This window comes from Pedobacter sp. UBA4863 (assembly GCF_002399615.1).
GTDB lineage: Bacteria > Bacteroidota > Bacteroidia > Sphingobacteriales > Sphingobacteriaceae > Pedobacter.
In genome coordinates, this window is the sequence record NZ_DHDZ01000032.1 from 1 (window position 1) to 11,043 (window position 11,043).

Consider the following 11,043-nt stretch of genomic DNA (forward strand, 5'->3'; position numbering starts at 1 on the left):
TATTCTTATTGAAATTTAAACAGCTTCTAAATCTGTAGCTATTTTTTTATTCCTTTTCGGGCGCAACGGTATCTTCAGGATGTTGCGGAGGCAGCTCTTTTACTTCTTTTTCTATGATAATAGTTTTTAGGTGCACGGCATATTTTGATGGTGTGATGCCGGTGTCAAATTTTTCGGCATAGGCCTGCGTAAACTCTGCACCAAAATACAAAATGATAGCGGTGTAGTAAATCCATACCAGAATTACAATAATTGAACTTGCGGCGCCAAATGCAGAACCCGGGTTGCCTTTTTCAATATAGATACCAATAACGTATTTGCCTAAGCTGAAAAGTAGGGCGGTAAATAGCGCACCTACTAAGGCGGGTTTCCATTTCAAATTTACATCGGGCAATACTTTAAAAATAATGGCAAAAATGGTGGTTACCACGGCTAAAGTAAGTGCATTGGTTACCACAAGCATTAGTAAGCCAGAAACCTCTTCAATGCCAATTTTTGCGGCGTAAATGTCTAATTTGCCGCCTATGCCCACCACTATGCTGTTTATTACCAATGATACTAATAAAAGAAACCCTAAGGAAGCAATTAGAGAAAAGGACAGTAAGCGGTTTGTAATTAACTTTTTCCAGCCCTTTTTAGGAACTGCTTTAACTTTCCAAATTAGGTTTATACTGTCTTGTATTTCAATGAAAATTGCGGTAGAACCAATAATTAACGTACCAATACCAATAATTAAGCCCAGTGTACTTTTGCCAGAGAGGTTGGCATTGTTTACAAAGCTATGTAACTGGTTGGCGGCATCTACGCCAATAAACTCGCTAATTTCTCCAAATAATTTAGTGTTTGGATCCATATTGTCGCCTAAAAAAAGCGAGGCCGAAGAAATGATGATGATGATGAGTGGTGTGAGCGAAAAAATGGTATAATAGGCCAGTGCCGCACTTAATTTCATTACCCGGTCTTCTATAAATCCTTTGCCCGCTGCCACAAAAAGGTGGTAGGTGTGGATGAAAAAGAGTTTTATGTTGTTAGGAATTGCTTTTATCATTGTTTTATTGTTACCTCCTAAGCCCCTACTGGGCGAATTGGGATTGTTAATTGTTTTATTGCTAAATTGCTGTATGGCAACGCTATGTTCTTTGCGCTATAAATGTAGTTCATGGGGTTAGAACGGATAACCGATGCCAATGTTCAGGACTAAATTATCTCTTCTCCAGTTTTTGTTGCTAAAGTCTATATCGTTAATTACCCAACGTTGTCCGCTAGGTAAATAAGGCTTGCGTATTGGAAAAGCACCATCTACACGTATAACGAAAATAGTGGCATCTATTCTTAAACCTAGGCCTGTACCCACGGCCAACTCATCTAGCGAGTTTTTTAACTTAAATGCCGAACCGGGTCTTATGGGATCTTCCTTGCGTAACCAAATATTTCCAGCATCTACAAAGGCTGCACCATGTAAAATACTTACCAACTTAAACCTAAGTTCAGAATTAAGCATCATCTTTATATCGCCACCTTGGTCTGCAAAGCCGGTATTGTTGTTTATTACTTGATAAGTGCCCGGACCTATGGATCTAGCTCTAAAAGCTCTAATGTCATTGCTTCCACCAGCAAAAAACTGACGTACAAAAGGTAATAAACTGCTGCTGCCATAAGCGTAACCATAGCCAAAGTTTAACCTGTTGGCCCATGTTACACCGGTGTTTAATTTGTAATAGCTTCGTAAATCGGTTTCTACCCTTATAAATTGAGTAAGCGGAATATTAAATAGCCTTTTGTCGCCATGGGCACTATTTTTAACAAATAAGCCCCATACATTTCCACTAGTTTCTAAGCCTCCAAAGAAATACAGGTTATGCCTGCGCTTATCTTGCATTTGGTTGGTATAGGTGAAGTTGTAATTGCTGCCAACAATGAACTGATCTTCTAAGGTATATTGTAGTCCGGGGTTTTGTTTAACAAGTTCTTTATAGGCAAAATCGGCGGTGTCTTTGTTAGAAGTAACGAGGTTGATAGCAGCTGGGTTAAAGTTGTGCTCCTTAAACTGGTTTTCTTTCCAGTTATAACCATATTGTGCCTTAAACGAGTTTAGTTTATAAACTGTATCTCTACTTAGTAATTCGTAACCCAACGAAACAATGGTTTTTGGCATAAAGGCATTGGTGCTTTTGGGTTTATAAAATGGCACAATAAACCGTGGTAGGGTAAGTTTTGCTTCGCCTTTTAGCGAGTAAGAGTTAATGCCTTTTGCTTGCCCGCTGTACTGTGTTTCGAAGCCGCCGCTGGCACTAATATCTAATTGTTCTGCTCCCCTAAAAATATTGCGGGTAGTTTGTGTAATTTTTAATTCGGAACCTATAAAGTTGTTAGATTTATTCGTGCCTGTTACCGAAAAAGTAAGCGAATTTTTCTTTAATGGGGTAAGGTAGATGTTTAAATCTAGTTGGTTATTTTTGAAGCTGTCTATGGGCAAAAATTCGGCCCTCACATCTTGAAAAGCACCTAGGTTTACCATTCTGTTTAACGATTGGTTGTGGTCTTTTCTGTTGTAACGTTCTTGTTTTTTAAAAAAGACTAACCTGTCAAATACCCTTGGTTTGTAGGTGTTTCTATTATCATAGATATTGAAATCATTATATTTTAATGGTGCCAGTCTTCTTAGTACGCTATCTCGGCGTAAGCTATAGCTTGGGTAGATGTTGATATTTCTAATGGTATAGGGTTTTAGTGCGGCATCGGGGGTAATGTTCTTGATTTGTACATTTACATTTACCAAATTTTTGCCAATGGTACTATCTACCTGTAAAATTAAATGCTCCGGACTGAAATAGAAATAGCCACTTTCTTTGAGGTCGTTATCAATTCTGATACGTTCATTTTTGTAGGTTTCTAAATCATAGAAATCACCTGCTTTCAACAGCGTTTTATCTTTGTTTTGATTAATGATATGTGTTAGGTCACCAGTATCTGGCGGGAAGGTAACCTCATTAATTTTATAACGAATGCCAGTATTGGCAGTATAAATAGCTTTTCCTCGTCGTCTTTTAATTACAGTATCGCCGGTAACTTCGGCCTGTAAATAACCTTGGCTAATTAGATAGCTTTTTAGCACGTCGTTATTGTACCTAAGCCTTACTTCGCTCATTAATACGGGTGGTTCGCCTACTTTATTACGTAGCCAATTTCTAATTCCCTTTGGTTTTTTAGGTTCGCCAGCTAAATTGTAGATAAATAATTTAGGTTTTAGGCCTAAAATAGATTTGTTGGGGCGAGGCCTGGTTTTGGTTTCCAAAATACTTTTTACCTGTTTAGCATTGTCTATTTTAGAAGAAGAATCTGGATTGACTTTTACTTCGGCTCCGACATAAAGATTTTGTCCCGGTTTTAAATAACGGGTATTGCTACAATTGGCAAAAATTGAACATGCCAATATGAAAGCTCCTATTTTAATTAGTTTTCTCATTTTTTGGTCTTTGTTCAACATTGTTCCTATTTCTGCGTTTCTGAAATATTTCTCTAAATCTATTGTAATCAACTACTAAGGTGAAGCCTAAGCCAGTCTCGATGATTTGCCCTTCAATTATGCTTTCGTTTTGGTTACGCCTGTAAGCTCTTAGGCGGTAGCGGCCATCTTTAGAGAGCGCATATTCTACGTTTACATTACCTGCAATATTGGTGGCATCTTGGTTGCCTTGTTGTGGGCCCTCTAAAGCAAATGAACTTCCTACGGTTACGGTTAGCCTGTCGTTCAACAGTTTTTTCGATAATCCAACTTCTAAATCGGTTTTTTGCGCTAAGCTCCCTGTAGAATAGTCTTCGGAAGAATTGACCCCGAAATTAAGATCAACGCCTTGAATTAAATCGGAAGCTAAGTTGTTTAACTGTTCGGTTAGCAGTTTGCTCACACTAGAGCGGGCCAAGGTAGATACTCCGCCACCACCGCCGGCTAAACTTTGGAAAGGGTTGTTTGTAATAAACCTGTTGAGTGCCAATAATGCAAAAACCTGTTTGTTAAGTTCATTTTCGTCTCTGTTTACACTTTGTAGTTTTGTGTACGCCTGACTTCCTACGGCGGTGCCACGTTCGTTTTCTGGTAAATCTATTTTAAATGAAATGATGGGTTTTAACAATTCGCCCTTCATGTACAAATAAACTTGAAAAGGTAGTTTTGTTTTGGTAGTCGGGTCATCAGGAGTGTTTAACAAATCTATTGGTGCGGCATTTACCTCATAAAGTGCTGTAAGGTTTACATTTGCTTCGGTAGGTTCTCCGGTCCAAACTAAGCTGCTGCCCTTTACTAATTTAAAGGGTTTTTTACCTAAGGGACCAACTGATAAGCTATAAGAACCATCTATAATTTCGTAGCGACCAGTCATGCTAATTTTGCCGCTGGGGTCCATGGTCGCATTCAAATTAGCATCACCTTTTACGGTTAGCATATCGCCATTGGCCGGATCTACTACTACATTTAATTCTGCTTCGGAATCTACCTTAATATCTGCTACCAAATTAATTCCTTTTATTGGCGATTTACTTACGCTATCGGCCTTTAAATCTTTCTGCCCGTTAAAGGGTGGCGCATCGGCATCTATAAATTGTACAATGCCTTCTTGGTCTATCACCGATGGGTCGTTAACTGGCATTGCGTAGTAAAATTCAGTTCCTTTTAGCACCCTAACATTCATATTTACGTCGGGTTGGTTTAAATTGCCACGTACACGAATGTTGCTGGTTACATATATTGTTCCATAAATCATATCGTTGTCTTTGGCAGTAGAGTTCATTACTCTAAAGTTGTTGGTTTTAATATCTAAGCCAAAGCCTACGTTACTAAAATTGCTGGTGTTAATGGTGCCGTTAATGGTTGCTTTTTTGCCTAGCGAATCTATTAACGTGAAATTATTAAATAGAACTCCATTGTTGTTAAAAGCAATTTCTTGGGTTGGTATGGTAAAATAAGAGTTGATATAGGCAATTCGCATCCCTGCATCGTTAAATTTTAAGGCACCTATAATTTGTGGTTGAGTTAGCTCGCCTTTTACGGTAAAAGCTCCCGAAACAGTTCCTTTGCCTTCTTTAATCTGTCCGGCACTTACACTTTCAATTTGTCGCAGATCAATTTTATGGATGTTTACGGCAAGGTCTAAATTGCTTTGCGGTGCTGTATAATAGAAACCTTTGGCAGATAGCTCGTGAACGCCCTTTAAGCTTACCTCAACTTCAAAAGCATTTGTAGTGTTGTTGTTAACGATGGCTTTTAAGTCGCCCAGTTCGTCTTTCTGGTAGCGCAGTTTGTTGACGGTTAAATCTGCTTCAAATTTTGGGGTAGTTACTAAATCTTTTACGTTTACCGTTCCGTTAATTGCGCCACCCATTAAAGCGGTGTCGGTTTCTGCAAACTTCATCAAAGTTTCTATTTGGAAGTTTTTAAACTCGACCTTTAATGGCGAATTAGGTGTTTTGGTAATACTATTGATGCTCAGTAATTGCGAACCCTGACTAATATTGAACTGATTTGCTAAAATTCCAGATTCTCCAAATTGTATATAGTTTTCTGGTGCTACGGCCCATTTTTCGTAGTCTAACATTAGCTTTTCTGGGACTAGGTTAAAGCGAAAATCTTTGTTAATCGATTGAAAAACACCTGCAAGTACATATTTGTCTTTACGTTTACGGTCGCGTAAGAAGACGTTTAAATCTAATTTATTATTTTCGGCAGCACCCGATATTTCTGTGTTAAATAAGGCAATTGAAGAATTTTGGATGCTATTTACAAGCAATTTGTAATTCAGTTGTTTATCTTGGTTAGCGATGTTTAGCTTAATGCTATCTAGGTTGATGCCATTGTAGGTTACTTTTGGGAAAACAGCATTCATCAACAAACTGTCTTTCTCGGTATCAATTAATCCGTTAATTCTGGCGGGTACAAATGTAGTGAGCGATGGTACAAAATCTTGCAAAAACTTGGGGTTATAAATGTTTGCACTAAAACGTATGCGCTGCGGTGGTACATTGCTTACTTCGCCAAAAGCGTAGTATTTGTTAATTTGGTTGATAATGGCATTGACCACTTTGCTCAGTTGGTATTTGCCATCAACAGTGGCACTAATTAATTCTGATTTTAGTGCTAATTTATTTTCGGTAGGGGTAGTAACTGCATTTAGTTGGATCGTATCTAAATTGAACTTTTTACCGTCTTTCACCAATTGCAAACCTGTGGCAAAAACATCGCCGTTAAGATAATCTACATCTGCCGTTTTAATGTCTGCATTAATATTTCCAGCAAACCTTAATTCGGAGGTGCTAAAGTTCAATTTCTGCAAATCAATTTGTTTAAGTGCAATGGTTGCCTTTACCGCTGGATATTTTTTTGCCAAATCTGCATTTGCCGTTAATTCAAAATTGGCGTTGCTGTCTGGCATATTTCCTTTTATAGCCACTTTTTGGTTAGCGTAATTACCCGATAGCTTAAGGTTGCTATAGTTGTATTTATTGTAGTAGGCACTTAATACGGTTGCATTAAATTTTGCATTAATTTTTTTAGGGTCTAAACCTATACCTACTACAGCTGCTTTTGCAGAAATCCTGCCTAAAGTGGGTTGTTGTTTCAGTAACTTACCTACGTTAAATTTGTTTAGGCTAACATTTGCGCTATACTTTTCCTTTCCTTTTGGGCCATTCATGTTGGCAGCTAAAACCGCAGTGCCCATATCCGAACGAACATTTAAGTTGGTGTTAAAATCGGTCATTGAGCCTTTAAATTTACCGTTGGCATCAATTACATTGGGTAATTCGATGTTGTTTGGTAATGATTTTTTAGGCACAATAGCCAAAATATCACCTTTGGTAAGATGAATTTTCTTGATGTTTAAGTCTAGAAATGCTTTGTTTACATCGGTTACATTATTCGCTTTACCACTAATATCTATTTGGGTGTTTCTTAAACCGCTGATTTGTAGCTTTGGAATGTTCAAACGATTTAAATAACCATCTACTTTAGCATCTACTTTTAGTTGCTGATTGGCATATTGTTGAGGCAAAGCATTGCTAAAAAAGGTGGCATCTTTTAAGCCTATAGTCGTGTTTTTTAAGTCGATTTTTAATTTTACACGTTCTGGGTTTTTAGTTAAATCATCCAGGGTAGTGAACGTTAAATCTGTTTCGTTTTCGATACTGGTGTAGGGCGTTTTCACTACAAAACCTGTCAACTTAATTTGTTTGTCGTTGTAAATTGCTTCGCCCCTTAAAGCGTTTAAAACAAATCCGCTTTTGTCGCTCAGCGAGCCACTTTTAACTTTTGCGGTAATACCTTTACTGCTGTAATTCACCTCTTCAGCACTTAAATTCAGTTCTTTAATGGCTAAATGGTTAAAGTCCATTCCTTTTTTTAAAGGTTTGGCGCTAAGGTTGTCAAATTGTAGCTGGTTATTAACAAGGTCGATTTTTTTGATAACTAATGCCACCGAAGCTGGTTCTACTATAACAGTGTCCTTTACCTTATCCAAATTGTTACTAGGTGCAGGTTTAAATGCAAACTTGATGAGCGAATTGGCTAGTTCGGCATGGTCTGTAGTGTAATTTCCGTTGGTTAAATCAACTTTTAAATTGTTGAAATGAAGTTTCTTTACATTGGCTATTGCATTGGTTGTCGTTAATTGGTCGTCGTAATTAACTTTTACATTGTTAAATTCAAATTTCTGAACTTCGATAGTTGGTAGTTTGCCTTGTTCTATTTGGGCACTGTCTATGCTATTGGTTAAATGCTGCACCAGTTGAGTTAAAGGTTTTTGCTGTAAATACCACAAAGAAGTATGATTAACCTTAAAACTCTTAATTACATATTTTTGGTTTGCTAAATCAAAATCTTTAATGTTGGTTTCTAATTTGCCGAGGTAAAACTTTACATTATTGCCGGCAACATCATCACGGTAGGTAATTCCAATATCTTCAAAATGCACTTTATCTACCGAAAATTTGAGGGCAGCAGTACTGTCTTGTGCTACCTTTTCTTCAGGCTTTTTTTGGTCGCTCATAAAGGCATCAACCAAAAAGGAAAAATTAAAGGTAGTGTCTGGATTTATGCGTTTTACATTAGCTCTAATGTTTTTTAATTCAATGTAATTAACTTCTACCGTGTTTTTCAATAGTTTTAATAAGCTAATGTCCACCTGAAGTTTTTCGGCATAAAGTAAGGTGTCTTGGTTTAAATCTTCAATATAGAATTTATGAAGCACCACATCTTTTGGAAATGCTATCTTAATACTTTCTAAGCTTACCTCGGTTTTAGTTTTGTGTTTAAGGTAGCCAATGGCCTTATCTTTTACGAAATTTTGTACTGCCGGAATATTTAGAGAGAATGCAAGTAACACTACCAGTAAGATAATACTGGCAACTATCCATATAATTATTTTCAGACCTTTTTTTAAATACTTGTTCAAGCGAGATTAATTTTTTGATGGTGAATGTAAATATATAAAATGTAGCATTTCTGCTAATGAATAAAACACGCAATAAAGTATAAAGTTTTAATAAGGTGCCGTTAATTGCTAATATAAGATTTGTTTTTTTTAGCTTTTTGCTTTTATTGTAGGTTAGTTACCAAGCTAATACGATTGTAATTTTAATTGGTATAAGCTGAGTTAAATTGTACGCTAACAAAGTTGATTTATTAATTCTAATTTGTATGTTTAATATATGAATATACTTGATTTTAAAATCACCTACGAAACTTACGAAAATATAAATGAGCTGTCTGTTGAAGATAAATTGTTGTGCATAAGGGCTGAAGAAGCTTTACAGACTTCATATTCTCCATATTCTAAATTTAAAGTAGGTACGGCAATTAAACTTGCCAACGGTGAAATAATATTGGGCAGTAACCAGGAAAACGTGGCCTATCCGTCTGGTCTGTGTGCCGAGCGGGTAGCGTTGTTTGCCATTGGTTCGGGCAAACCCAACGCAGTGATAAGTACTATGGCCATTACGGCTTTTACAGAAAATTTTGATATTAAACACCCAGTAACCTCATGCGGGGCGTGTTTACAGGTGATGGCAGAGTTCGAACAAAAACAAAAATCGGCAATTGCAGTACTGTTTTATTGCTTAAACGGACAAATTATTAAAGTAAACGGAATAAAAAGCTTGTTGCCTTTTGTGTTTGTAGAAGATAGGTTAGCAAATACTGTTTAGGTTTTCTGGTAGAAATAAGGTGATAAAAACACCAAAAACCAATATAAATGTGTAGTAAATAGCTGTAATTTGTATTTTCTTTTCTTAATTGTTAAGGAAAACGAGGTTGCTTTATGCTGAAATTTTATACCTTTAAAATTATAACCAAGATTTTTATCGCAATGAGATTAGTAAATCTAATGCCCTTCTTTGCCTTTATGGCAATCTTCTTTGGGTGCAATTCTAAAAAAGCAGATTTAGTGGTGTACAACGCTAAAATTTACACCGTAAACGAAAACTTTCAAGTGGTAGAGGCGATGGCCATTAAGGATGGGAAAATTTTAGCTTTAGGCAGCTCTGACGAGATTAGAAATACCTATCCTGCTAAAGAAGAAGTAAATGCAGAAGGTAATGCCATTTATCCAGGATTTATAGATGCCCATGCCCATTTTTTTGGTTATGCCGAAAGCTTAAACAATGCAGATTTAGTAGGAACAAGTTCTTGGGAAGAAGTACTTGCCAGATTGCAAGAATTTGCTAAAAATAAACCCGAAGGCTGGTTAATAGGGAGAGGTTGGGATCAGAATGACTGGCCCAATCAGCAATTTCCTACCAAGCAAAAATTGGATGAACTTTTTCCTGATAGGCCAGTACTGCTAACCCGTATAGATGGACACGCCGCTATTGCAAACCAAAAGGCACTAGACGCTGCAAAAATTACCAAAGCATACCCTATAACAGGTGGAGATATTGTAGAAAAAGAAGGAAAGCCTACCGGCATGCTAATTGATAATGCCATAAGCTTGGTAAGTTCTAAAATTCCCGATATCACCAAAGAAAGAATGAAAGAGCTTTTGTTGCAGGCACAACAAAAATGTTTTGCGGTAGGACTTACTACCATAGACGATTGTGGTTTAGACTATTTGGCGGTAGAAGCAATTGAGCAACTGCATGGCGAGGGAAGTTTGAAAATGCGATTGTATGTAATGCTTTCAGATGCGGAAAAAAACTACGATTTCTTGATTAAAAGAGGTAAAATAAAAACAGATAGGCTAAACGTAAGAAGTTTTAAAGTATTTGCTGATGGGGCATTAGGTTCGCGTGGTGCCTGCTTGTTACATCCTTATAATGATATGCCTAACCAAAAAGGTTTTTTATTGAGCGATATAGCGCATTTTGAAAAAGTAGCAAAGAAAATTAACGAACATGATTTTCAAATGTGCACACATGCTATTGGAGACTCTGCAAATCGTGCGGTTTTAAAGATTTATAACAGCATATTGCCAAAAAATAATGATAAACGTTGGCGTATAGAACATGCTCAAGTAGTAAATACAGCCGATTTCGATTTATTTGGAAGCGCTAGGGTAGTGCCTTCTGTACAGCCAACACATGCTACTTCAGATATGTATTGGGCACAAGATAGGTTAGGGAAAGAAAGGGTAAAAGGTGCTTATGCCTATAAACAATTGTTAGCACAAAATGGTTGGGTTGCCCTTGGGACAGATTTCCCCGTAGAACAAATTAATCCGATGCTAACCTTCTATGCCGCTACGGCCCGAAAAGATTTAAAAGGCTATCCAGAAGGAGGGTATCAGTCAGAAAATGCTTTAACAGCAGAAGAAACCCTGAGAGGAATGACTATTTGGGCAGCAAAATCAAATTTTGAAGAAAATGAAAAAGGAAGCTTAGAAGTTGGTAAACTCGCCGATTTTGTCATCATGAAAAATGACTTAATGAAAGCTAACGATCAGCAAATTATAACAAACAAAGTGATTAGCACATACGTTAATGGAGAGAAAGTTTATGACTCCGCACAGCACTTTAAAAAACAACAATAATTAAGAACTTAGAAACTGTTTAAATTTCAAT

At 37.0% G+C, this 11,043-nt stretch carries 5 protein-coding genes; 2 read left to right on the forward strand and 3 right to left on the reverse strand.

Annotation, left to right across the window (positions count from 1 at the left end; genetic code table 11):
* Positions 1 to 46: 46 nt before the first annotated feature.
* The 3 genes from B3I52_RS06530 to B3I52_RS06540 form a co-directional block, all read right to left on the reverse strand.
* A complete protein-coding gene (locus B3I52_RS06530; RefSeq protein ID WP_293299690.1) occupies positions 47 to 1,048 on the reverse strand; it encodes a YihY/virulence factor BrkB family protein in 1,002 nt (333 codons plus the stop codon).
* Positions 1,049 to 1,165: 117 nt separating this feature from the next.
* On the reverse strand, positions 1,166 to 3,466 hold the full coding sequence (locus B3I52_RS06535) for a BamA/TamA family outer membrane protein (protein ID WP_293299692.1): 2,301 nt from the start codon (positions 3,464 to 3,466) through the stop codon (positions 1,166 to 1,168).
* Entirely contained in the window at positions 3,450 to 8,441 is a 4,992-nt protein-coding gene (locus tag B3I52_RS06540) for a translocation/assembly module TamB domain-containing protein (RefSeq protein WP_293299694.1), read from the reverse strand. The genes B3I52_RS06535 and B3I52_RS06540 overlap by 17 nt, the downstream gene beginning before the upstream one ends.
* A 256-nt stretch (positions 8,442 to 8,697) precedes the next feature.
* Here B3I52_RS06540 and B3I52_RS06545 point away from each other — a divergent pair, with 256 nt between their 5' ends.
* Positions 8,698 to 9,192, forward strand: a complete 495-nt coding sequence (locus B3I52_RS06545; protein WP_293299695.1) for a cytidine deaminase — start codon at positions 8,698 to 8,700, stop codon at positions 9,190 to 9,192.
* A 161-nt stretch (positions 9,193 to 9,353) separates the two neighbouring features.
* The gene (locus tag B3I52_RS06550; RefSeq protein ID WP_293299696.1) at positions 9,354 to 11,012 is read left to right on the forward strand and encodes an amidohydrolase; all 1,659 of its coding nucleotides are present in this window, start codon (positions 9,354 to 9,356) and stop codon (positions 11,010 to 11,012) included.
* Positions 11,013 to 11,043 lie beyond the last annotated feature (31 nt).

Bases quoted from the DNA above. Each gene is read 5' to 3' on its own strand.
- B3I52_RS06530 (WP_293299690.1), bottom strand. From the start codon at position 1,048: ATGATAAAAGCAATTCCTAACAACATAAAACTCTTTTTCATCCACACC.
- B3I52_RS06535 (WP_293299692.1), bottom strand. From the start codon at position 3,466: ATGAGAAAACTAATTAAAATAGGAGCTTTCATATTGGCATGTTCAATT.
- B3I52_RS06545 (WP_293299695.1), top strand. From the start codon at position 8,698: ATGAATATACTTGATTTTAAAATCACCTACGAAACTTACGAAAATATA.
- B3I52_RS06550 (WP_293299696.1), top strand. From the start codon at position 9,354: ATGAGATTAGTAAATCTAATGCCCTTCTTTGCCTTTATGGCAATCTTC.